The sequence below is a fragment of the Kitasatospora sp. NEAU-69 genome, assembly GCF_057158765.1.
Genome location: NZ_JBWXUE010000007.1, coordinates 227103 through 250623, shown reverse-complemented (window position 1 = coordinate 250623; position 23521 = coordinate 227103). Strand labels below are relative to the sequence as shown.

The following is a 23521-nucleotide window of genomic DNA, read 5'->3' as shown; positions in this document are numbered from 1 at the left end:
TTGAGCGCTTTTCACCAGGATTGTGCGGGAAGATTGCGGACAGACCCGGCGGTGCAGACCAGGACACCACCGAGTCACGCAACGGCGCGCGACAGGAGCCAATCAGCCATGCAGACCAAGCTGGACGCGGCCAAGGCCGAACTGCTCGTCAAGGCGGCCGCAGCCGCCGAGCACAGCCAGGTAGGGGGAGCGGCGCCCGGGGAGGGTCTGAGCAACGGTGCTCTGACCGCGTACCTGCACCACTACTACCTCCACACCGCCCCCGAGGACCTGGTCGACCGCGACCCGGTCGACGTCTACGGCGCGGCGGCCTCCCACTACCGGCTGGGCCTCAAGCGCCCGCAGGGCACCGCCGAGGTCCGGGTCTCCACCCCGACCGTCGATGAGAACGGCTGGTCCAGCGGCCACACCGTGGTCGAGGTGGTCACCGACGACATGCCGTTCCTGGTCGACTCGGTCACCAACGAGCTGTCCCGGCAGAACCGCGCGATCCACCTGGTGATCCACCCGCAGCTGGTGGTCCGGCGCGACATCACCGGCAAGCTGCTGGAGATCCTCGACATCGACGCCTGCGCCCGCAGCCAGGCCAGCGGTACCGAGTGGCCGGCCGACGCGACCATCGAGTCGTGGATGCACGTCGAGATCGACCGCGAGACGGACCGCGAGGACCTCCAGGCGATCGAGGCCGACCTGCGCCGGGTGCTGGGCGACGTCCGCGAGGTCGTCGAGGACTGGGCGAAGATGCGCACCTCCGCGCTCCGCCTGGCCGACGAGCTCGCCGAGCAGCCGCCGGTCCACCTGCCCGAGCAGGAGGTCGGCGAGGCCTGGGAGCTGATGCGCTGGCTGGCCGACGACCACTTCACCTTCCTCGGCTACCGCGAGTACGACCTGGTCGAGCACGAGGGCGAGGAGGTGCTGCGCGCTGTGGCCGGCACCGGCCTGGGCATCCTGCGCTCCGACCCGCTCAGCCACGACACCGACCACCACCCGGTCAGCGAGTCCTTCGGCCGCCTGTCCGCCCCCGTCCGGGCGAAGGCGCACGAGAAGAAGCTGCTGGTGCTGACCAAGGCCAACTCGCGGTCCACCGTGCACCGCCCGGCCTACCTGGACTACGTCGGCGTGAAGAAGTTCGACGCCGCCGGCAACGTGATCGGCGAGCGCCGCTTCCTCGGCCTCTTCTCCTCGGCCGCCTACACCGAGTCGGTCACCCGGATCCCGGTCGTGCGCCGCAAGGTGCAGGAGGTCGTCAACGAGTCCGGCTTCTCCGCCGAGAGCCACGACGGCCGCGACCTGCTGCAGATCCTGGAGACCTTCCCGCGCGACGAGATCTTCCAGACTCCCGCCGAGGAGCTGCTGCAGATCTCGACCAGCGTGCTGTACCTGCAGGAGCGCCGCAAGCTGCGCCTGTACCTGCGCCAGGACGAGTACGGCCGCTACTTCTCCGCGCTGGTCTACCTGCCGCGCGACCGCTACACCACCCGTATCCGGCTGCGCCTGATGGACATCCTCAAGGAGGAGCTGAACGGCGCGACCATCGACTACACGGTGTACGCCACCGAGTCGGTGCTGACCCGTCTGCACTTCGTGATCCGGGTCGCGCCGGGCAGCGAGCTGGCCGAGCTGACCGAGGCCGAGGTCGAGCGGATCGAGGCCAAGCTGGCCGAGGCCGCCCGGTTCTGGATGGACGGCTTCAACGACCAGCTGCACATCGAGCTGGGCGAGGAGAAGGCCGCCGAGCTCGGCCACAAGTACGCCAACGCGTTCCCGGACGGCTACCGCGCCGACTTCACCGCGCGCACCGCGGTCGCCGACCTCAAGCAGATCGAGGCGCTGCACGGCGAGGGCGACTTCCGCCTGAACCTGTACCAGCCGGTCGGCGCGGGCGACGACGAGCGCCGCTTCAAGATCTACCGGGTCGGCGGCCCGATCTCGCTGACCGAGGTGCTCCCGGTGCTCCAGCGCCTGGGCGTCGAGGTGCTCGACGAGCACCCGTACGCGCTGCGCCGCTCGGACAACACCACCGCCTGGGTCTACGACTTCGGTCTGAAGCTGCGCGAGGCCACCGGCCTGACCGACGAGGCCCGCGAGCGCTTCCAGGAGGCGTTCGCGGCCACCTGGACCGGCCTCGCCGAGAACGACGGCTTCAACGGCCTGATCCTGACCGCCGGGCTCAACTGGCGCCAGGCGGTCGTGCTGCGCGCCTACGCGAAGTACCTGCGCCAGGCCGGCAGCACGTTCTCCCAGGACTACATGGAGGACGCGCTCCGCAACAACGCGCACACCACCCGCCTGCTGGTGAACCTCTTCGAGGCCCGCCTGAGCCCCAGCCACCAGCTGGGCGCCGGCGAGCTCGGCGAGGCGATCCAGGAGGAGCTGGACGGCGCGTTGGACGAGGTCGTCTCGCTGGACGAGGACCGCATCCTGCGCTCGTTCCTGCACCTGATCAAGGCGACGCTGCGGACCAACTTCTTCCAGCGCACGGCGGCCGGTGAGTGGCACCCGTACCTGTCGATGAAGTTCGACCCGCACGCCATCCCCGACCTGCCGGCCCCGCGCCCGGCGTTCGAGATCTGGGTCTACTCGCCCCAGGTCGAGGGCGTGCACCTGCGCTTCGGCAAGGTCGCCCGCGGCGGTCTGCGCTGGTCCGACCGGCGCGAGGACTTCCGGACCGAGATCCTCGGCCTGGTCAAGGCCCAGATGGTCAAGAACACCGTGATCGTGCCGGTCGGCGCGAAGGGCGGCTTCGTCGCCAAGCAGCTCCCGGACCCGTCGGTGGACCGTGACGCCTGGCTGGCCGAGGGCATCTCCTCGTACAAGACCTTCATCTCGGCGCTGCTGGACATCACCGACAACCTCAAGGCCGGCCAGGTCGTCCACCCGGTCGACGTGGTCCGTCACGACGAGGACGACACCTACCTGGTCGTCGCCGCCGACAAGGGGACCGCGACCTTCTCGGACATCGCCAACGGCGTGGCCGAGGAGTACGGCTTCTGGCTCGGCGACGCGTTCGCCTCCGGCGGCTCGGCCGGCTACGACCACAAGGGCATGGGCATCACCGCCCGCGGCGCCTGGGAGTCGGTGAAGCGCAACTTCCGCGAGCTGGGTGTGGACACCCAGTCCGAGGACTTCACGGTGGTCGGCATCGGCGACATGTCCGGTGACGTCTTCGGCAACGGCATGCTGCTCAGCGAGCACATCCGGCTGGTCGCGGCCTTCGACCACCGGCACATCTTCCTCGACCCGAACCCGGACGCGGCCGTCTCGTACGCCGAGCGGCGCCGGCTGTTCGACCTGCCGCGCAGCTCCTGGGACGACTACGACAAGTCGCTGATCTCGGCGGGCGGCGGCGTCTTCCCGCGCACCGCGAAGTCGATCCAGCTCTCGGCCCAGGTCCGCGAGGTGCTCGGCCTCACGCAGAGCAAGCTCACCCCGGCCGAGCTGATGAAGGCGATCCTGCAGTCGCCGGTGGACCTGTTCTGGAACGGCGGCATCGGCACCTACGTCAAGGCCGAGCGGGAGACCAACGCGGACGTCGGCGACAAGGCCAACGACGCGATCCGGGTCAACGGCGCCCAGATCCGGGCCCGGGTGATCGGCGAGGGCGGCAACCTCGGCTGCACCCAGCTGGGCCGGATCGAGTACGCGCAGGTCGGCGGCCCGGCGGCGCAGGGCGGCTGGATCAACACCGACGCGATCGACAACTCGGCCGGCGTGGACACCTCGGACCACGAGGTGAACATCAAGATCCTGCTCAACCAGGTGGTCGCCGACGGCGACATGACGGTCAAGCAGCGCAACACGCTGCTCGCCGACATGACCGACGAGGTCGGCAAGCTCGTGCTGCGCAACAACTACGCGCAGAACGTGGTGCTGGCCAACGCGGCGGCCCAGGCGCACAGCATGGTCAACGTGCACTCGCGGATGATCAACCGGCTGGAGGCCGACGGTCTGCTCGACCGCCAGCTGGAGTTCCTGCCCAGCGAGAAGCAGCTGAAGGACCGTCAGCAGAGCGGCTTCGGGCTCACCCAGCCCGAGCTGTCGGTGCTGCTGGCCTACACGAAGATCACGCTGGCCGACGAGCTGCTCGCCACCGGGCTGCCGGACGACCCGTACTTCCGCGAGACGCTGCACCAGTACTTCCCGACCAAGCTGCGCGAGAAGTTCGCCGAGGCGGTGGACAACCACGCGCTGCGCCGGGAGATCATCACCACGCTGATCGTCAACGACACGATCAACCGCGGTGGTTGCACCTTCGCCTTCCGCCTGCGGGAGGAGACCGGGGCGACGTACGAGGAGATCGCCCGGACCCACACCGCGGCCCGCGCCGTCTTCGGCCTGGAGCACATCTGGGACCAGGTCGAGGAGCTGGACAACCGGATCCCGGCCGAGACCGCGATCCGGATGCGCCTGCACTCGCGCCGCCTCGTCGAGCGGGCCACCCGCTGGATGCTCAACAACCGCCGCCAGCCGCTGGACATCGCGGACACCATCGCGTTCTTCCAGCAGCGGGTGGACCAGGTGTGGAGCACCCTGCCGAAGCCGCTGCGCGGCGAGGACTCGGCCTGGTTCGACAAGATCTTCGTCGAGCTGACCGGCGCGGGCGTGCCGGAGGCGCTGGCCACCCGGATCTCCGGCCTCTCCTCGGTCTTCCCGACGCTGGACATCACCGAGGTCGCGGACCGCTCCGGCAAGGACGTCGCCGAGGTCGCGGACGTCTACTACGACCTGGGCGACCGGCTCGGCATCACCCACCTGCTGGACCGGATCATCGAGCTGCCGCGCGTTGACCGGTGGTCCTCGATGGCCCGCACCTCGATCCGCGAGGACCTCTTCGCGGCGCACGCGGTGCTCACCGCGGACATCCTGGCCTGCGGTCCCGAGGGCGCCACGGCCGAGGAGCGGTACCAGGCCTGGGCCGAGATGAACGCCACCCTGCTGACCCGGGCCAAGACCACGCTCGACGACATAAGGGGTTCGGACATCTACGAGCTGTCCAGCCTGTCGGTCGCCATGCGGGTGATCCGCACGCTGCTGCGCACGGGTTCGATGCGCTGACGTCGGGGACAGAGGAGCGGGCCGTACCTTCGGGTGCGGCCCGCTCCGCTTTTGCCGCTCTGTTTTCCTGACGTTGATCGGAACTCGGCACGCCGAGCGGACAGGGAGGGGTGTGGAACTGTCACTGCGGTCCCGGCTGCGCGCCGGCGACCAGAGCGCGTTCGGGGAGATCTTCGATGAGCACGCGTCCGACCTGTACAAGTACGCCGTCCGCAGCCTCGGGGACTGGACCGCCGCCGAGGACGTCGTCTCGCTGACCTACCTGGAGGCATGGCGGCTGCGCGGCAAGCTCTACGAGGAGGGCGAGAGCGTGCGGCCCTGGCTCTTCGGCATCGCCACCAACGTGCTGCGCAACACCGCCCGGGCGGCCCGCCGGCACCGCGCCGCGCTGGGTCGGCTGCCGGTCCGCGACACCGTGCCGGACTTCGCCGACGAGCTGGTCGACCGGCTCGACGACGGCGCCGAACTCGCGGCCGCGAGCCGCGCGCTGGCCCGGTTACGGCGCGCGGAGCGCGAGGTGTTCGTGCTCTGCGTCTGGTCCGGGCTGGACTACGCGGCCGCCGCCGAGGCGCTCGGCATCCCGGTCGGTACGGTTCGGTCCCGCTTGTCCCGAGCCCGGGTCAAGCTGCGCGAGCTGGCGGCCCAGGAGCTGGAACTCGGCAGGAGCTCCGGACAGGTACAGAGCGGCCGCAGGAACGCGGTCCGGTCGACGCAGGAGAAGGCACCGTGAACGAGAACGACGATCTGACGGAGCTTCGACAGGGCTTTCCGACGCCGTCCGAACCGGTGCTCTCCCCCGACCGCCGACAGCACCTGAGGGAGCATCTGATGAGCGAGATCACCCCGGATCCGGCCGCCGGCACCGACTCGGCACCAGCCCGCCGCTCGCGCCGCAGGTTCGGCTGGGCGGCACTGCCGGTCCTCGCCGGCGGGTTGGCCTTGGCCCTGGTCCTGACGTCCGGTGGCAGCCCGGCGGGCGGCGGCAAGGCGGCTCCGTCCTCGCCCGGGGCCGGCGCGGCAGCGCCCGCAACCGCGGCCGCGCTGCTGGACCGGGTGGCCGAGGTCGCGGCCGGCAAGCCGGTGCTCACGGTGGGGCCCGGCCAGTTCGCCTACGTGAGGACCCTGCTGCAGAGCAGCACGATGTTCGTGAGCCCGCAGGGCACCAAGCTGACCGTCGACAAGCCGCGGGAGGTGCAGCAGTGGACTGCGGCGGACGGCAGTAAGCCGGGTCTGACCATAGACCCCCAGGGGCAGTCGGTCCGAACCACCACGAAGCCGATCAGCGACCCGTCGGTGTACGGTCCGACCTGCGCCTTCCTGGCGACCCTGCCGACCGATCCGGATGCCCTGCTGAAGCTGATCTACCAGGACACGGCCTCGGACCACGCTTTCAGCACGGACCTGAACGCCTTCTCCGCGATCGGCTTCATGCTCCGTGACCAGATCGCGCCGCCCGCGCTCTACGCCGCGCTGTACCGGGCCGGCGCGAAGATCCCCGGAGTCACCCTGGTCGAGGACACCACCGACGCCCGGGGACGTCACGGCATCGCGGTGGCCGAGAACTGGCAGGACGTCCAGTGGCAGTGGATCTTCGATCCGGCCACGTACGAGTTCCTCGGCGAGCGTTACGTGGTCACCAAGGCAGGCCAGTACGGCAAGCCGGGCGACGTGATCGAACAGTCCGCCGTGCTCCAGCGGGCCGCCGTCGACCAGGCCGGCGACACCCCTCAGCCCTGAGTAGCCGCCCGTTGCAGGGCGCTCGCCAGCAGGGCGAGGTCGGTCGGGCCGTTGCCGAGCTCGCGGACCGGGCGGCGGGTGGGCGGGGCGCCGAGCTGGGCCGGGTCCAGGGCGACCACGGTGGGGCGCAGCGTGGCGGTGCGCGGGATCCGGCCGCTGACCCGGGCGGTCTGGAAGGCCAGGACCGCGCCGTCCGGCCGGCGCAGGTAGCCGCGCCCCGGGGTCTCCTCGGGCAGTGCGGCCGCGTCGTCTATGTGGACCAGCAGTTCGGAGTCGGCCGGGTGGTCGGTGCGCAGCGCGATCCGCCAGAGCGCGGCCTCGTCCACCTCGCTGCCGGCGCTCAGCTCCGGACGGCCGGTCGCGGCGACCAGGTGCACGCCGAGGCGGCCGCCGCGCTGGGCGACCTCGGCCAGCGCGCGGGCCAGCGGGCGGCCGGCCGGTGAGGTGGGGGAGAGCAGCGCGTCGTAGTCGTCCACCACGACGATCAGCCGGGCGGGCAGCGCCGCCGGGGCGGTCGTGGTGGCGGTGGCGGTCGCGGTGGCGCCCGCCGAGTGGACGTCGGCCGTCGCGGGCACGGCCGGCTCGGCGTCACCGCGGCGTGGGCCGGCGAGCACGGCGGCGCGGGCGGTGAGCGCGTGTTCGGCGTACCAGGCCGTGAAGGCCCGGCCCTGGAGCAGCTCGGTGCGGTGCGCCAGCTCCTCCAGCAGCGCCTCGGCGGTCAGCAGCGCCTGGCGCGGGTCGGCGGCGGCGTCCAGCTGGGTGGTGACGTGCGGCAGCTCGGCGCAGCCGGCCAGCTCGCCGTCGCGGCCGCCGATCAGCAACAGTTGCAGGCGGTCCGGGCGCTCGCCGACCGCGAGCGAGGCGACCAGCGTGCGCAGCAGCTCGGTCTTGCCGCAGCCACGGGTGCCGCCGATCAGCAGGTGCTGCTGCTCGGCGGGGTCCGGGCCGGCCAGGTCTATCGTGCACAGGTCGTCGCGGGTGGTGCCGAGCAGGGCGGCCGCGGTGCCGGTGGTGCTCGGCAGGCCCTCCCAGCGGGCCGAGAGCTTGGCGGGGGTGACGGTGTCGAGCTGGAGCAGGTCGAGCAGGCGCAGTGCGTCCGGCAGCGGGCCGCGGGCGACCGGGGCGGCCTCGCGCAGCGGGGCCAGCGCGCGGGCGAGCCGTTCGGCCCAGACCATCGAGACGGCGTCCAGCGCGACGTCCTCGACCAGCTCGCGCGGGCCTTCGGCGGTGGGCCGGTCCAGCGTCAGCCGGGTGGCGACCTCGCCGGTCACGGTCGCGGTGGCGCCCACGCCGGCCGGCAGCCGCTCGGCGTGCTCGGCCAGGCAGACCGGGAAGACGCCGAGGGCCGGGCCGTGCCGCAGCAGCCGGGCGAGTGCCTGGCGGGCCGTCTCGGACCCCGGATCGCCGTCCAGCAGCAGCACGGTGGCGGGCTGGGCGCTGTCGTCGGCCGGGCGGGCGGCCAGCTCGGCCAGCCGTTCCTCGGCCTGGGTCGGGTCGAGCCCGATCAGCAGCCGGCAGTCCTGGCCGTGGCCGGGGCGCAGGTGCGGCAGCCAGAGCGACCAGGCCCACTCGGCGGTCCGGTCCTCGACCGGCCTGCCCTGGTCGGCGCTGATCACCACCAGGCTCAGGCCGCTCGGCGGGTGCAGCACGGCCAGCTGCGCGACCAGCGCCCTGGCCAGCCCGGACAGCCGCTCGCGCGGGCCGGCCAGGCCGAGGCTGCCGGCGCCGCGCAGATCGACGGTCACCGGGACGGCCGGCAGCACCGTGCCGGGCGCGGTGCCGGGGCCGCCGGGCCGGTCGGCGGTGCCCAGCCGCAGCGTGAGCGCGTCCGGATGGTTGGGCACCCGCTCCCACAGGCGCGGGCCGGGGCCGAGCGCGCCGAGCAGCACGGTGGCCGGGTCGGGCCAGCGCTCGCGCTGCGCCGCCGCCTGCCGCTGCCGGGCCCGCAGGTGCTGCCGGCCGGCGTCGGCCTCGGCCGGCTCGCCTGCCGTGCGGCCGAGCCGACGGGAGAGCAGTGAGCGGGCCTTGCCGGTGCCGCTCGGTGCGGGCGGCTCGGGCTGCTCGGCCGCGGGGACGGCCGGTCGGCCCGGTCGCGGCGGCGGGCTGACCTGGAGGTGACCGAGGCCGTCGGCGGTGGTGCCGCGGGTCTCGGCAGCCCGGGGTGCGGCGGCCAGCGCGACAGTGGACTCGCCGAGCCGCAGCAGCGCGCCCTCGGGCAGCGGGAGCGGGTCGCCGCCGACCGGGCGGCCGTCCAGCGTGGTGCCGTTGGTCGAGCCGAGGTCCTGGACGGTCACCTCGCCGCCGTCGCCGAGGTGCAGCGCCAGGTGCAGGCGGGAGACGTCGGGGTCGTCGAGCGGGACGTCGGCCTCGCTGGAGCGGCCGAGCCGGACCTGGCGGCCATGCAGGCGGTGCACGCCGCCCGCGTCCGGGCCGCCGAGCACGCGCAGCTCGGTGGCGGCGTCCGAGGAGTGGGCGGGCGGCTCGTCGTCCGCCTCCGGATCGGGCTCGCCGAGGGTGAGGACGGCGCCGTCCAGGAGCGGGGGGTGGCCGAGCGGGGTGCGTTCGTCGATCCGCTGCCGACCGGCGTAGAGGTGCACATGGGTGGCGCTGCGCGGGCCGCGCACGCCTGCTGCGCCGGCCAGCGCCACCGAGAGCGCCCCCAGCGCCGTGCCGACCGGCGCGGTGACCAGTACGTCGGTGGCGGGCGCGGGCGCACCGGCACCCGTGCGGGGCCGGAGGACCGTCAGCCGGATCTGCATCGCGCCCGGGGTTCCCCTCTGCTCGTGACCCAAGTCGAGTCGCTGGACCGCAGGAGTGCTAGGCGTCATCCTGCCACCCGGGACTGACAGTCCGCGCACCGTACCGGATTTGACGATCTTGCGATCATCGCCATGTTGAGGGGCGACGCAGACCCGGGTCAAGGCGATGCGGCCTCGGGTCAAGGCGCCCGAACAGCGGCGGCTGATCGGGCTCAGGTGTGACCCGCACGGTTAGAGTTGCCGCAGACACGGGCTATCGCCCGCGGGCGACGTCAGGTCTTGGTAGGGCGAGGAGCGTGCACCAGGTGCGGCCGGTAGGCAGCAAGTATCTGCTCGAGGAGACGCTCGGGCGCGGTGCCACGGGCACCGTCTGGCGGGGTCGGGTACGGGAGGACGCCGGTGTCGCGAACCTGAGCCCCGGGCAACAGGTCGCGATCAAGGTCCTCAAGGAGGAGCTGGCCGCCGACCCCGACATCGTGCTGCGCTTCCTGCGCGAGCGCTCGGTGCTGCTCCGGCTCAACCACCCGAACATCGTCCGGGTCCGTGACCTGGTGGTGGAGGGCGAGCTGCTGGCCCTGGTGATGGACCTCGTGGACGGTCCCGACCTCTACCGCTACCTGCGCAGCAACGGCCCGCTCAGCCCGATCGCGGCGAGCCTGCTGATGGCCCAGATCGCCGACGCGCTCGCCGCCAGCCACGCCGACGGCGTGGTGCACCGCGACCTCAAGCCCGCCAACGTGCTGCTCGCCAGCACCTACGTCGACGGCGTCAGCGGTGAGCAGCTGCACCCGATGCTCACCGACTTCGGCATCGCCCGGTTGGCCGACTCCCCGGGCATCACCCGGACCAGCGAGTTCGTCGGCACCCCGAGCTACGTGGCGCCGGAGTCCGCCGCCGGCCGGCAGCAGACCTCCGCCGTGGACGTCTACGGCGCCGGGATCATGCTGTACGAGCTGGTCACCGGCCGTCCGCCGTTCCAGGGCGACGGGCCGATCCAGGTGCTCCAGGCCCACCTGATGCAGGAGGCGGTTCGCCCGCCCGGCATGCCCGAGCCGCTCTGGACGGTGGTCGAGCGCTGCCTGCGCAAGGACCCGGCCCAGCGGCCCAGCGCCACCTCGCTCGCGCACGGCCTGCGGGTCGTCGCGGCGGGCGTCGGCGTGCACGCCTCGCCGGCCGCGGTGGACGCCGCGCTCGCGGTGGGCGGGCTGCTGCTGCCCGAGGAGCAGCCGGCCGAGGTGCCGGGGACCGGTCCGGGCAGCACGCTGCCGAACGCCGTTCCCGGCGAGCAGGGCACGATGCTGCTCGGCAGCCAGAGCCAGAGCCAGCCGCCGGCGCCGGTCGGCCAGTACGACTCGGCCGCGGCCACCCAGGTGCTGCCGCACGGTGCGGCCGGTGCCGTCGGCGTGGCCGCCGGGACCGACGAGCGCACCCGGCTGATGCCGCCGATGCCGATGCCTGCGCCACCTGCGGCTGCCGGACAGCAGGCCCAGCCCGCCGAACCGGCCCAGCCGGAGGCGCCGCACCCGTGGCAGACCCAGCTGCGCGCCGCCCGCGACCGCAACCAGCAGACCCAGGTCTTCGCCGCGGAGGACTTCGAGACCCCGCAGCAGGCGCCGGCGCCCTACCAGGGCGGCTACCGGCCGCAGGGCTTCCCGCCGCCCGGCTACCCGGAGCAGGGCGGCTACCAGCCGCCGAGCGCGTACCAGTCCCCGCAGCCGCCCGCCGGCCGGCCGCAGCAGGGCTACCCGCAGCAGGGCGGCTACGCCCCGCAGGGCTACCCGCCGCCGGCCCCCGGCACCGCCCGGCCCGGCCCCGAGCCGCGCCGCGCCGCCGGAGGGGGCGAGCAGGGCCGGGCGGGCCAGCGCCCGCCGGTGGCGCCGCCGCCGTACCAGGGCCGCCGGGACCAGGCGCAGGGCTACGAGCAGGGCTACGAGCAGGGCTACGGCGACCGCGGTGACTACCGCGAGCCCCCGCAGTCGCGTGCGCCGCAGGCCCGCCCGGCCGCCGCGCCGCCGCCCGCGCCGGCCCGCCGCGCCGAGCCGCAGCGCCGCCAGGAGCCCCCGCTGCCGCGCGAGCCGGAGCGTGAACGCGAGCGCGAGCGCGAGCCGGAGTACGAGCCCCGGCAGCGCCGCGAGCCGCGCCAGCGCAGCCGCAACCGGATGTACATCCCGGGCCTGGGCTGCCTCAAGGGCTGCCTGATGGTGCTGCTGATCCTGGCGGTCGCCGCGCTCGCGCTGTGGAACTTCACGCCGCTGCCGCACTACTGGGACGACGTGCACACCTGGTTCAGCGACACGACCGGCTGGGTGAGCCGAACCTGGCACTCCGTCACCGGCAAATAACGGCTTGTCACCAGCTGATCAGGATTAGAGCTTTATCGACATTGACCCCTCCACGGTCCCGCGGAGGGGTCCCGGACGCGTAGGTTGGACCGCGACGCACCGACCTACGAGCGCTCCCGAGCCCCAGCGGGCGGCCCCGGGAGCGCTCCCCGCCGCCCACGGAGCAGCATTGGCACGCAAGATCGGCAGCCGGTACACCGTGCACCAGGTGATCGGCCGGGGGTCCGCCGGCACCGTGTGGCTCGGCGAGGGCCCCGACGGACCGGTGGCCGTCAAGCTGCTGCGCGAGGACCTGGCCACCGACCAGGTGCTGGTCGGCCGCTTCGTCCAGGAGCGCGCCGCGCTGACCAGCCTCGACCACCCGAGAGTCGTCGGGGTGCGCGACATGGTGGTGGACGGCGCCGACCTGGCGCTGGTGATGGAGCTCGTGCACGGCACCGACCTGCGCTCCCGGCTGGAGCGCGAGGGCGTGCTCTCGCCGCAGGACGCGGTCTCGGTGATCGCGGACGTCGCGGACGGGCTGGCCGCCGCGCACGCCGCCGGGATCGTGCACCGGGACGTCAAGCCGGAGAACGTGATGCTCGACCTGGCCGCGCCCCCCGGGCCCGGCGGGGCGCCGCGCGCCAAGCTCACCGACTTCGGCATCGCCCGGCTGGTCGACGCACCGCGCCGGACCAGGGCGACCCGGATCATCGGCACCCCCGACTACCTGGCCCCCGAGATCATCGAGGGGCTGGAGCCGCGCGCCGCCGTGGACATCTACGCGCTGGCCACCGTGCTCTACGAGCTGCTGGCCGGCTTCACGCCGTTCGGCGGCGGCCACACCGGCGCCGTGCTGCGCCGGCACGTCACTGAGAGCGTGCCGCCCGTCCCGGGCCTGCCGGACGGCCTGTGGCGGATCATCGCCGAGTGCCTGGCCAAGGCCCCGGCCTCCCGGCTGCGCGCCGCCGAGCTCGCCGACCGGCTGCGCGAGCAGCTGCCGGCGCTGGCCGGGCTGCCGCCGCTGGCGCTGCCCGCGCAGGCCGGTGCCGACGGCCGCAGGCCGGACGCCGAGGAGCAGCTGACCCCGGGCGAGGCGGTCTACGCCGAGGCGGACACCGGCACCGGCACGCACCGCCGCCGGCGCGGGCCGGCCGTCCCGCTGGTGCCGACGCCGGCGCCCGACTCCACCCGGGACACCCACACCAGCCTGCGCCGCCCGAGCCCGCAGGAGCTGGCCGGCTACGCCGCCGAGTCGCGCGCCCAGCGGGCGGCGCCGAGCGCCCAGCGCGGCGGCCGGCGGGCGCTGGTGCGGCGCCGGCGCCAGCTCGCGGTGCTGATCGCGGTGGTGCTGCTGCTGGCGGGCGCCGCCGCGGCGTTCGCGGCCTTCGGCGGCGGGCACCACGGTGACCGGCACGGCGCCGGGCGGCCGGCGGCGGTGGTGGCATCGGTGACGTCGGTGGCTGCCGCGGAGCCCGGACCGGCCTCGGGCGACCGGCCGGCCGACGCCGGGGCGCCGGTGGCCGGGGCCTGAGGCCGGGCGCCCGGCGCTGGGATGCCGCTGGGATGCTGCTGGGACGGCACCGGAGAGCGGCTGAGGCCCCCGGAGGCCGGCTGACGGCCGTCGGGTGGCCGGCTGAGCGGCACCGGCGGAGCGGGTGACGCGGGCCCGGAGACCGCCCGGAAGCTCCGTAGGGGACCGGCCCGGTCCCGGTCCCGCTCGCAAACCATTAGGCTGGTGGCGTGGCAGCCGTCGATCCTTCCGAAGAGCTCAAGAACCTCGAAACGACCATGGGGTCGATCGAGGCCGTCATCGACCTGGACAAGATCCGGGCCGACATCGAACGCCTGGAGGAGGAGGCAGCCGCCCCCAACCTCTGGGACGACGTCGCGAACGCGCAGAAGGTCACCAGCAAGCTCTCCTTCCTGCAGGGCGATCTGCGCCGGGTCGAGAACCTGCGCAGCCGGATCGACGACGTCCGCGTCCTGTTCGAGCTGGCCGAGGAGATGGACGACGCCGACACCCGGGTCGAGGGCGAGAACGAGCTGGCCTCGGTCAAGAAGGCCGTCGAGGAGCTCGAGGTCCGCACGCTGCTCTCCGGCGAGTACGACGCCCGCGAGGCGCTGGTGAACATCCGGGCCGAGGCCGGTGGCGTGGACGCCGCCGACTTCGCCGAGCAGCTGATGCGGATGTACCTGCGCTGGGCCGAGCGGCACGGCTACCCGACCGAGGTCTACGACACGTCGTACGCCGAGGAGGCCGGCATCAAGTCCGCCACCTTCAGCGTGAAGACCCCGTACGCCTACGGCACGCTCTCGGTCGAGCAGGGCACCCACCGCCTGGTGCGGATCTCGCCGTTCGACAACCAGGGCCGCCGGCAGACCTCGTTCGCGGGCGTCGAGGTGCTCCCGGTCGTCGAGCAGAGCGACCACGTGGACATCGACGAGGGCGAGCTGCGGGTGGACGTGTACCGCGCCTCCGGCCCCGGCGGCCAGGGCGTCAACACCACCGACTCGGCGGTCCGGATCACCCACCTGCCGACCGGCATCGTGGTCTCCTGCCAGAACGAGCGCTCGCAGATCCAGAACAAGGCCTCGGCGATGAACGTGCTCCAGGCCAAGCTGCTGGAGCGGCGCCGCCAGGAGGAGAAGGCCCGGATGGACTCGCTGAAGGACGGCGGCAGCTCCTGGGGCAACCAGATGCGCTCGTACGTGCTGCACCCGTACCAGATGGTCAAGGACCTGCGGACCGAGTACGAGGTCGGCAACCCGCAGGCGGTGCTGGACGGCGACATCGACGCCTTCATCGAGGCGGGCATCCGCTGGCGCAAGCAGAGCGAGCAGGCCGCGCAGGCCGCGAAGTAGTTCCACCGGAACGGAGAGCGGGCCCCGGACGACGCGTCCGGGGCCCGCTCTGTTGCGCTCGTGGTGTTGCGCTCGTGGTTCGTGGGTCGTTCGTGGTCAGGTTCGTGCTGGTGCTCAGGCCAGTGCCTGCCGGCAGATCATCGCCACCGCCAGCAGCCCCGCGATCAGCGCGAGCAGCGCGACGGGCGAAAGCGCGGCGAACGGGTTCTGCTGCTCCTGGAGCCGGGCCCGTTGGGCTCGGCAGACCGGGCAGCGGCCGTCGCTCACGCGGCCGGCGCAGTTGGCGCACACCAGATGGTCGCACGTCATGCGATCTCCTCCTTGCTGCTACAGCCAACGCACCGGGTGGGGCTTTGGTTCCGGTCGCCCCTCTACTCTGCCAGGTTCTGCGGCTTCCGGCGCCCGGGCCCGCGAACTTCACCGACCATATCGGTCGCAATAGTCACATCGGTGACGACGCAGCGCGGGTCTTCCGGCGCTCGCTGTGACATGGCTCGCAATTTTTCCGGCATTTCAGCACAAGAGCGGACAATCCTTTCGCTGTTTCGTGGACGTACCCTGCGGGCCCCCATCCGGGTCGCGTATGGTCCCAAGCCGGGGGAGCCGCTCGGGGCCCGCTCCCACCGTCCGCCCCCGGCCGGACCGGGGCAGTCGGGACTCCACCTAGGATGGCCTCCGTGATGCAGCCGTGATCAGATTCGACAACGTTTCCAAGACCTATCCCAAGCAGAACCGCCCCGCCCTGTCGGAGGTCTCGCTGGAGATCGAGAAGGGCGAGTTCGTCTTCCTGGTCGGCTCGTCCGGCTCGGGCAAGTCCACGTTCCTGCGGCTGTGCCTGCGCGAGGAGCGGCCGAGCACCGGCGAGGTGCACGTGCTCGGCAAGGACCTGGGCAAGCTGTCCAACTGGAAGGTGCCGCACATGCGGCGTCAACTGGGCACCGTCTTCCAGGACTTCCGCCTGCTGCCGAACAAGACCGTGGCGCAGAACGTGGCGTTCGCGCTGGAGGTCATCGGCAAGCCGAAGAGCGCCATCAACAAGGTGGTGCCCGAGGTGCTCGACCTGGTCGGCCTCGGCGGCAAGGAGGACCGGATGCCCGGCGAGCTGTCCGGTGGTGAGCAGCAGCGCGTCGCGATCGCCCGCGCCTTCGTGAACCGCCCGATGCTGCTGATCGCGGACGAGCCGACCGGAAACCTGGACCCGCAGAACTCGGTCGGCATCATGAAGCTGCTGGACCGGATCAACCGCACCGGGACCACGGTGCTGATGGCCACCCACGACCAGGCCATCGTCGACCAGATGCGCAAGCGCGTCATCGAGCTCGACAAGGGGCTGCTGGTCCGTGACCAGGCCCGCGGCGTCTACGGCTACCAGCACTGATCTGGCTGTCCAGCACTGATCCCAGGGCCTGTTCGGCCGACGCCGCCCCCGGACCACCAGCACTGATCTTGGAGTAGAAGAAGCCATGCGCGCCCAGTTCGTCCTGTCGGAGATCGGTGTCGGTCTCCGCCGCAACCTGACGATGACCATCGCGGTCGTGGTCAGTGTCGCGCTCTCGCTCGCTCTCGCCGGGGCCAGTCTCCTGGTCCGTGACCAGGTCAACTCCATGAAGGGGTACTGGTACGACAAGGTCGAGGTGAGCATCTACTTCTGCACCAAGGCGGATGCCAAGACGGCGCCGCAGTGCGCCTCGGGGGCGGCGACCGACGACCAGATCGCCGCGATCAAGGCCGGCCTGGACAAGATGACGCCGGCGATCGTGAAGAACGCCACCTTCGAGACCCAGGCGGAGGCGTACAAGCACTGGAAGGACATGAACCCGGACAGCGCGCTGGTCGCCGTCCTGGGTGCCGAGGCCATCCCGTCCTCCTGGCGGGTCAAGCTGGAGGACCCGACGCGCTACGACGTGATCCAGAGCGCGTTCGCGGGTCAGCCGGGCGTGCGTTCGGTGGAGGACCAGCGCAAGATCCTGGACAACCTCTTCGGCCTGCTGAACGGTCTGCAGACGGCCTCGTTCGTGATCATGGTGCTGATGCTCTCGGTCGCGCTGCTGCTGATCGTCAACACCGTGCGTGTCTCGGCGTTCAGCCGAAGGCGCGAGACCGGGATCATGAGACTGGTCGGCGCCTCCAACTTCTACGTGCAGATGCCGTTCATCGCCGAGGCGGCGTTCGCCGCCTTGCTGGGCGCGGTGCTGGCGTCGGGGCTGCTGCTGTTGGGCAACTTCGGCGTGCAGCACTGGCTGGCCGCCAAGGTGCAGTTCATCCAGTTCATCGGGCTCTCCTCGGTGCTCCAGGTGATCCCGCTGCTGATCGTGGCCGGCATGGCGATGGCGGCGATCGCGGCCTTCCTGACGCTGCGCAAGTACCTCAAGGTCTGATCCGGCAAGGCCGGTTGGCCTGATCCGAAACGGCCGGTCGCTCACCCCTGGTGAGCGGCCGGCCGTTTTGCGAACACGGAGCGCACCCGGGCACCGGGCGCCTAGACTGCCGTCCCATGGCTGTCCGGACCGGACCCGGCGCGCGGCGGGTACGCCAAGGCGCCACCCTCACCCTGCTGTTCGGCGCGGTGCTGCTCGGCGGCGCGCTCGCCGGCGCCTGGGGCGGCGCGGCCCCGGCCTCGGTGGTGGGCCGGGCGGTCTCGGTGGACGTGCTGCCCGCGACCGGCCCGGACGTCTCGGCGTTCTCTCCCGCGCAGGCCGAGCGGCTGGTCGCGGCCGGCGGCGACCGCTGGGCCGCGTACTACAGCGCCGAGGACTACGCGGCCTTCACCCAGGGCCTGGACGGCGAGTACCTCGGCGTCGGGCTCTCGGTCGAACGGGCCCAGGACGGCAGCACGGTGGTCTCGGCGGTCCCGGCCGGCCCGGCCCGCGCGGCCGGCATCGCGGTCGGGATGCGGCTGCTCGCGGTGGACGGCGCGGCGGTGGACCGGCTGCCGGTCACCGAGGTGGTGGCCCGGCTGCGCGGGCGCTCCGACCGCGCGTCAGCCGAAACGTGGAGCAGTGCGCCGAGCGGCCTGCCGCAGGCCGGCGAGCCGGCGCCCGCCCGGCCGGCCGCGGGCCCCGGCTCGCCGGTCCGGCTGACGCTGCGGCGGTCCGGTAGTGCGCCGCGCGAGGTGACGTTGCGCCGGACCGTGCTGGCCGCCCAGGACGTCACGGTGGACCAGCCGGCCGCCGGCGTGCTGCGGATCACCGTGCGGGCCTTCACCAGCGGCGTCGGCGAGCAGGTCCGGGCGGCGGTGCGCCGGGCGCCCGCCCGTGGCGTGGTGCTCGACCTGCGCGGCAACTCCGGCGGCCTGGTCACCGAGGCGGTGGCGACCGCCTCGGTCTTCCTGGACGGCGGCCCGGTCGCCTCCTACCTGGTGCACGGCGAGCGCCGCGAGCTGACCGCGGCGCCCGGCGGCGACACCGCGACGCCGCTGGTCGTACTGGTGGACGGCGGCACCATGAGCGCCGCCGAACTCGTCACCGGGGCGCTGCAGGACCGCTGCCGGGCGGTCGTGGTCGGCTCCCGGACCTTCGGCAAGGGCACCGTGCAGCAGCCCAGCCGGCTGGCCGACGGGTCGGTGCTGGAACTGACCGTGGGCCGCTACTTCACGCCCGGCGGGCGTTCCCCGGACGGCACCGGGCTGCTGCCCGACGTCAGCGCGCCCGATCCGGCCGGCGCCGGGCGGCTCGCGCTGCGGGTGCTCACCGGCCTGGGTGGACCGGCCACGCGCTGATCAGTGGGGCGCCGGAGGATAAACCGGCTGCCGCACCGCCCGCCGAGGTGCGAGAATGATCGGCGCTATGGCAAAGGAAACGGGACAGAAGCTGATCGCGCAGAACAAGAAGGCGCGACACGAGTACACCATCCTGGACACCTACGAGTGCGGGATGGTGCTCACCGGTACCGAGGTGAAGTCGCTGCGCGAGGGCCGGGCCAACCTGGTTGACGGGTACGCCTACACCCAGGGCGGCGAGGTGTGGATCGACAACGTCTTCATCCCCGAGTACACCCAGGGGACGTGGACCAACCACTCGGCGCGGCGCAAGCGCAAGCTGCTGCTGCACAAGATGGAGATCCGCAAGCTGGAGGCCAAGACCAAGGAGACCGGGCACACGCTGGTCCCGCTGTCGCTGTACTTCAAGGACGGCCGGGTCAAGCTGGAACTGGCGCTCGCGGTCGGCAAGAAGCTCTACGACAAGCGGCAGACGCTGCGCGAGAAGCAGGACACCCGCGAGACCGCCCGCGCGGTCGCCGCCGTCCGCCGCCGCCAGGGCGGTCGGCAGGGCTGAGCGGCCGGCAGGGCTGAGCACCGCCGTACTGTCGCGGATTCGTCCCAAGCTCGGTACGGAGGCTCCGTACCGACCCGGACGCCAAGGTTCGCTCAGTACCATCCGGGGAATGAACGTCTCCCTGTTGGACGGCTGGTTCCCGTGGGCGATCCAGCTGGCCGCCGCGGTCGCGCTGGTGGCCGCGATCGGCTGGCGGGACCGTCGCTGGCGGCTGCGCCGGGCACCGGTCGCGCTCGCCGTGGCGGCCGCGCTGACCGCCGGGCTCGGCCTGCTCGCGGTGACCGTCGGCGGGGTCACCGACCCGCTGCCGTTCGCGCTCTGGCTCTGGCTGGCCGCCGCGGTGGCCGCGTTCACGGTGCTGGTGTTCGGCTGGCGCGGTGCCCGCTGGTGGCGGCGCGCGCTGGCACCGGTCGCGGGGCTGCTCGCGATCGTGGCCGGGGCGAACGCGCTGAACGCCTCGACCGGCTACTACCCGACGATGGCCGACGCGATCGGCGAGCTCACCGGCGCCCCGCTGCCGCAGCAGGTGTCGCTCGCCCAGCTCGGCTCGCTCACCGGCCGGACCACCACGGGCCGGATCGTCCAGGTGGACATACCGGACACCGCGAGCGGCTTCGCGCACCGGCAGGAGCTGGTCTACCTGCCGCCGGCCTGGTTCCGCAGCAAGGTCCGGCCGAAGCTGCCGGTGCTGGAGATGATCGGCGGCGAGTACTCGGCCCCGGACAACTGGGTGCGGGCCGGCGACGCGGTGCAGACCGCCGACACCTACGCGGCCGCGCACAACGGCTTCTCGCCGGTGCTGGTCTTCGCGGACGCGACCGGTGGCTTCAAGGTGGACACCGAATGCGTCGACGGCCCGAACGGAAAGGCCGAGGACCATCTGGTGAAGGACATTCCGCCGTTCGTCGAGAAGACCTTCGGCACCGCCACCGACCCGAGGAAGTGGGGCGTGGTCGGCTGGTCGATGGGCGGCACCTGCGCGATCGACCTGACGGTCGAGCACCCGCAGGTCTTCGACCATTTCGAGGACATCTCCGGTGACCTCGGGCCGAACATCGGGGACAAGCAGTCCACCATCGACAAGCTCTACGGCGGCGACGCGGCCGCCTGGGCGGCGCACGACCCGATGACCGTGCTGGCCCACCACACGAAGTACCGGAACGTCTCCGGCTGGTTCGAGAGCGGCGACCAGGAGGCCCAGCACATCGCGCAGGCCAAGGAGCTCGACGCGGCGGCCCGCAAGGACGGGATCAAGGCCTCGGTGACGGTTCAACCTGGCCGGCACGTCTGGCAGTTCGGCGCCGAGGCGTTCGCCGACGCGCTGCCCTGGCTGTCCCAGCAGCTGGGCACGCCCGGTCCGCACCCGGCGCCGAAGGCCGCGCCGAGCCCCACCGGGGCGTGAGCACGGCGTAATGAGCTGGACCCCCTCTTGCGGGGCGCGTACCATGGGCACAGCACCGCCCGCCGGGCCCGTCCCGGCCGGGAGTTGTTTCTCAAAAAAACATGGGGATGATCGGTTTCGACAGGGGAAGTCGAAACAGGAGAAGCGAGCCGAGGAACGCGGCAATGATCTCGTTAACCATATGCCGCAAAAAAATAATCGCCGATACTAAGCGCGCGACCTTCGCGCTCGCTGCCTGAGCAGCGAGTAGCCAAGGAGTCAGACCGTGGGAGTTCCCGACCCGGATCCTGGCTTAATCTAGGGAACTGAACCGTCCGCCCCGGTTACGGGGGCGGCTGGGAAACCAAACAGTAACTGGGCCTGTTGGCGGCTTGTCCGCGTGACTGCCAGGGCCGAGAAAAGCACAGCGGACTGCGCTCGGAGAAGTCCTGAATCCACTCCACTGGACCCGGGTTCGATTCCCGGCATCTCCACCATCCCATGTGCATGCAGGCCGTCCTCCTCCCGGAGGGCGGCCTTCGTGTTTCCCCGGCTCGCCTCTCGGCCCAGCCCCCGGCCCGCCTCCCGCTGCGGCCACGCCCCCCGGTGCACCTGGTCAGGGGGCGTGTGAGGAGCGTAACGAGAGGACGGGCGCACGCCGGAGGGCGTAGGATCTTCTGTCCGCTGATATCAGAACGGCGGCACACGCACTCCGCCGCATTGCGGACACGGCATGGACGACAGGGGATTCCTTGGGCGCGCACGGCACGGCCCGGCAGCAGGCAGCAGTACCGCAGGGGGCCACGGCCACCGCTGACGGGCTGCGCGAGCGCGAGATCGCCGGTGAGCAGCAGCACCTCGACACCGTCTACCAACGGCTCGAGGAGAAGCTCGCCGAGGCCGAGTACGTCCTGGAGGACGCCGCGAAGCGGGTCCAGGTCGGCACGCCCGGTGCGCTCGCCGAGCGGGACGCCCAGGTCTACCGGGCCGGTGCCCACCTGCACCGCCTCAACAGCGAGTTCGAGGACTTCCTGTTCGGCCGGATCGACCTTCAGCAGCCGGACTCCCCGGAGGAGCACGGCATCCCCTCGTTCACGCCGCTCGACCCGGCCGACGAGAACGTCGCGCAGACCCTGCACATCGGCCGGCTCGGCGTGCTGGACGCCGAGTTCGGCCCGCTGGTGATCGACTGGCGGGCGCCCGCGGCCGCGCCGTTCTACCGGGCCACGCCGCTGGAGCCGGGCCGGGTGCTGCGCCGCCGGGTGATCCGCTCCAAGGGCCGCAAGGTGATCGGCGTCGAGGACGACCTGCTGCGCCCCGACCTGACCCCGCGGCTGGCCGGCCAGGAGCTCGCGGTGGTCGGTGACGGCGCGCTGATGGCCTCGCTCGGCCGGGCCCGCAGCCACTCGATGCGCGACATCGTCTCGTCGATCCAGAAGGAGCAGGACGAGGTCATCCGGGCCCCCGCCGCGGGCGCCACGCTGGTCACCGGCGGCCCCGGCACCGGCAAGACCGCCGTCGCGCTGCACCGCGCCGCGTTTCTGCTCTACCAGGACCGCCGCCGCTACGCCGGCGGCATCCTGGTGGTCAGCCCGACCCCGCTGCTGGTCTCGTACACCGAGGGCGTGCTGCCCTCGCTCGGCGAGGAGGGGCAGGTCGCGATCCGCGCGGTCGGCAGCCTGGTCGACGGCATCGAGGCGGAGCGCTACGACACCCCGGAGACGGCCCGGATCAAGGGCTCGGCCCGGATGGTCCAGCTGCTGCGCCGCACCGCCCGCGCGGCGCTGGAGATCGGCGCGCCGACCGAGCTGAAGGTGGTCGCCCGCGGCGAGGTGCTGCGCCTGGACGCCGGCCGGCTGCGCGCGGTGCGCGGCAACGTGGTCGGCAGCGGCGGCACGCCGCTCAACCTGCTGCGCCCGCGGGCCCGCCGGCTGCTGCTGGACGCGCTCTGGGCGGAGGCGACCAGGCACCTGCCCAGGCCCACCGACTACTACGCCCGCGAGCAGCGCCAGGAGGAAAAGGAGTCCTTCGACGAGTACGTCTCGGACGACGCGTCGTTCCTGGACTTCCTGGACGCCTGGTGGCCGCCGCTGACCCCGCGCCAGGTGCTCGCCACGCTGCGCCGCCCCAAGCACACCAACCGGATCGCCCGACAGGTCGTCAGCTCCGAGGAGGCCCGCCTGCTGGCCGCCTCCTGGCAGCACCTCGGTGAGCGCGGCGAGGGGGCGCTCTCGGCGCACGACGTCGCGCTGGTGGACGAGCTGCAGCTGCTGCTCGCCGAGCCGGCCCGGCCCAGGGTGCGCGAGGTGGACGCGGTCGACCTGCTCAGCGGCCTGGACGAGGTGACCACCTTCGCGGACCGCAACTCGCGCTCGCGCGACCGCGGGCCGGTGGAGCGCACCGAGTACGCGCACGTGATCGTGGACGAGGCGCAGGACCTCACCCCGATGCAGTGGCGGATGATCGGCCGGCGCTCCCGGATGGCCACCTGGACCATCGTGGGCGACCCGGCGCAGAGCTCCTGGCCGTTCCCCGAGGAGGCACAGTCGGCGCTGGACGAGGTGCTGGCCGGCAAGCCGCGCCGCCGTCACACGCTGACCGTCAACTACCGCAACCCGGCCGAGATCGCCGAGGTCGCGGCGAAGGTGCTGGCGCTGGCCGCGCCGGGCACGCCGTCGCCGAGCGCGGTGCGCTCGACCGGGGTCGAGCCGCGGTTCGCGGCGGTCACCGCCCCGGGCGCGGACGCCTTCGGCGCGGCGGCGCGGGCCGAGCTGGTCCGGCTGCTCGGCGAGGTGGACGGCACGGTGGCCGTGGTGGTCCCGATGGAGCGCCGCGGCGAGGCGGCCGAGTGGATCGGCGGTCTGGGTCCGCGCGCGGTCGCGCTGGGCAGCCTGGAGGCCAAGGGCCTGGAGTACGACGCCACGGTGGTCGCCGACCCGACCGGCATCGCCGGCGAGTCCGAGGCGGGTCTGCGGGTGCTCTACGTGGCGCTGACCCGCGCGACCCAGCGGCTGACCGTGCTGAGCGGTCCGGACGACCTGCCGGACACCGAGGGCGTCCCGGCGCTGCTGCGCTGAGGCCGGGGGGCCGTCCGCTGACGGCCCCCTCCTGACTGCGCCCTGCTGACTG

General features: G+C 72.8%; 14 protein-coding genes and 1 other RNA gene. 13 read left to right on the top strand and 2 right to left on the bottom strand.

All coding sequences use genetic code 11. The features are described 5' to 3' along the window. Positions 1-108 precede the first annotated feature (108 nt). The 3 genes from AC060L_RS11175 to AC060L_RS11165 all read left to right on the top strand — a co-directional run bounded on the left by AC060L_RS11175 (position 109) and on the right by AC060L_RS11165 (position 6792). Positions 109-5055 carry an NAD-glutamate dehydrogenase gene (locus AC060L_RS11175; protein ID WP_483798472.1) on the top strand — a complete coding sequence of 1649 codons (4947 nt, stop codon included), beginning with the start codon at positions 109-111 and terminating at the stop codon, positions 5053-5055. Between the two features lie 112 nt (positions 5056-5167). Beyond that, a complete protein-coding gene (locus AC060L_RS11170; RefSeq protein WP_483798471.1) occupies positions 5168-5785 on the top strand; it encodes an RNA polymerase sigma factor in 618 nt (205 codons plus the stop codon). Then, on the top strand, positions 5782-6792 hold the full coding sequence (locus AC060L_RS11165; protein ID WP_483798470.1) for a CU044_5270 family protein: 1011 nt from the start codon (positions 5782-5784) through the stop codon (positions 6790-6792). The genes AC060L_RS11170 and AC060L_RS11165 overlap by 4 nt, the downstream gene beginning before the upstream one ends. On the opposite strand, the gene AC060L_RS11160 is transcribed toward AC060L_RS11165, so the two are convergent. Then, a complete protein-coding gene (locus tag AC060L_RS11160) occupies positions 6783-9551 on the bottom strand; it encodes an FtsK/SpoIIIE domain-containing protein (protein WP_483798469.1) in 2769 nt (922 codons plus the stop codon). The genes AC060L_RS11165 and AC060L_RS11160 overlap by 10 nt on opposite strands. Positions 9552-9856: 305 nt before the next feature. Here AC060L_RS11160 and AC060L_RS11155 point away from each other — a divergent pair, with 305 nt between their 5' ends. The 3 genes from AC060L_RS11155 (at position 9857) to prfB (ending at position 14737) form a co-directional block, all read left to right on the top strand. After that, positions 9857-11893, top strand: a complete 2037-nt coding sequence (locus tag AC060L_RS11155) for a serine/threonine-protein kinase (RefSeq protein ID WP_483798507.1) — start codon at positions 9857-9859, stop codon at positions 11891-11893. Positions 11894-12062: 169 nt separating this feature from the next. Beyond that, positions 12063-13406: a serine/threonine-protein kinase gene (locus AC060L_RS11150; protein WP_483798468.1), complete on the top strand. Its 1344-nt coding sequence runs from the start codon at positions 12063-12065 to the stop codon at positions 13404-13406. Positions 13407-13615: 209 nt separating this feature from the next. After that, a complete protein-coding gene (gene prfB, locus AC060L_RS11145) occupies positions 13616-14737 on the top strand; it encodes a peptide chain release factor 2 (RefSeq protein WP_483798467.1) in 1122 nt (373 codons plus the stop codon). Positions 14738-14851: 114 nt separating this feature from the next. On the opposite strand, the gene AC060L_RS11140 is transcribed toward prfB, so the two are convergent. Continuing rightward, positions 14852-15046 (bottom strand): hypothetical protein, encoded by a 195-nt coding sequence (locus AC060L_RS11140; RefSeq protein ID WP_483798466.1) that lies wholly within the window; start codon positions 15044-15046, stop codon positions 14852-14854. Between the two features lie 379 nt (positions 15047-15425). Here AC060L_RS11140 and ftsE point away from each other — a divergent pair, with 379 nt between their 5' ends. From ftsE to AC060L_RS11105, 7 genes are all read left to right on the top strand, one after another. Next, on the top strand, positions 15426-16115 hold the full coding sequence (gene ftsE, locus AC060L_RS11135; protein ID WP_145905956.1) for a cell division ATP-binding protein FtsE: 690 nt from the start codon (positions 15426-15428) through the stop codon (positions 16113-16115). An 85-nt stretch (positions 16116-16200) separates the two neighbouring features. Continuing rightward, positions 16201-17115 (top strand): permease-like cell division protein FtsX, encoded by a 915-nt coding sequence (gene ftsX / locus AC060L_RS11130; RefSeq protein WP_483798465.1) that lies wholly within the window; start codon positions 16201-16203, stop codon positions 17113-17115. A 116-nt stretch (positions 17116-17231) separates the two neighbouring features. Further along, positions 17232-18455 carry a S41 family peptidase gene (locus tag AC060L_RS11125; RefSeq protein ID WP_483798464.1) on the top strand — a complete coding sequence of 408 codons (1224 nt, stop codon included), beginning with the start codon at positions 17232-17234 and terminating at the stop codon, positions 18453-18455. Between the two features lie 67 nt (positions 18456-18522). Continuing rightward, entirely contained in the window at positions 18523-19011 is a 489-nt protein-coding gene (smpB, locus tag AC060L_RS11120) for an SsrA-binding protein SmpB (protein WP_483798463.1), read from the top strand. Positions 19012-19120: 109 nt separating this feature from the next. After that, entirely contained in the window at positions 19121-20413 is a 1293-nt protein-coding gene (locus AC060L_RS11115; RefSeq protein ID WP_483798462.1) for an alpha/beta hydrolase, read from the top strand. A gap of 103 nt (positions 20414-20516) precedes the next feature. After that, positions 20517-20889: a transfer-messenger RNA gene (gene ssrA / locus AC060L_RS11110) on the top strand. Positions 20890-21144: 255 nt separating this feature from the next. Then, positions 21145-23469 carry a HelD family protein gene (locus tag AC060L_RS11105; RefSeq protein ID WP_483798461.1) on the top strand — a complete coding sequence of 775 codons (2325 nt, stop codon included), beginning with the start codon at positions 21145-21147 and terminating at the stop codon, positions 23467-23469. Positions 23470-23521: the final 52 nt, after the last annotated feature.

What these genes read in the sequence shown, in the direction of transcription:
- AC060L_RS11115 (WP_483798462.1), top strand. Translation starts at nt 19,121, where the DNA reads ATGAACGTCTCCCTGTTGGACGGCTGGTTCCCGTGGGCGATCCAGCTG.
- AC060L_RS11160 (WP_483798469.1), bottom strand. Translation starts at nt 9,551, where the DNA reads ATGCAGATCCGGCTGACGGTCCTCCGGCCCCGCACGGGTGCCGGTGCG.
- smpB (WP_483798463.1), top strand. Translation starts at nt 18,523, where the DNA reads ATGGCAAAGGAAACGGGACAGAAGCTGATCGCGCAGAACAAGAAGGCG.
- AC060L_RS11140 (WP_483798466.1), bottom strand. Translation starts at nt 15,046, where the DNA reads ATGACGTGCGACCATCTGGTGTGCGCCAACTGCGCCGGCCGCGTGAGC.
- AC060L_RS11175 (WP_483798472.1), top strand. Translation starts at nt 109, where the DNA reads ATGCAGACCAAGCTGGACGCGGCCAAGGCCGAACTGCTCGTCAAGGCG.
- AC060L_RS11125 (WP_483798464.1), top strand. Translation starts at nt 17,232, where the DNA reads ATGGCTGTCCGGACCGGACCCGGCGCGCGGCGGGTACGCCAAGGCGCC.
- ftsX (WP_483798465.1), top strand. Translation starts at nt 16,201, where the DNA reads ATGCGCGCCCAGTTCGTCCTGTCGGAGATCGGTGTCGGTCTCCGCCGC.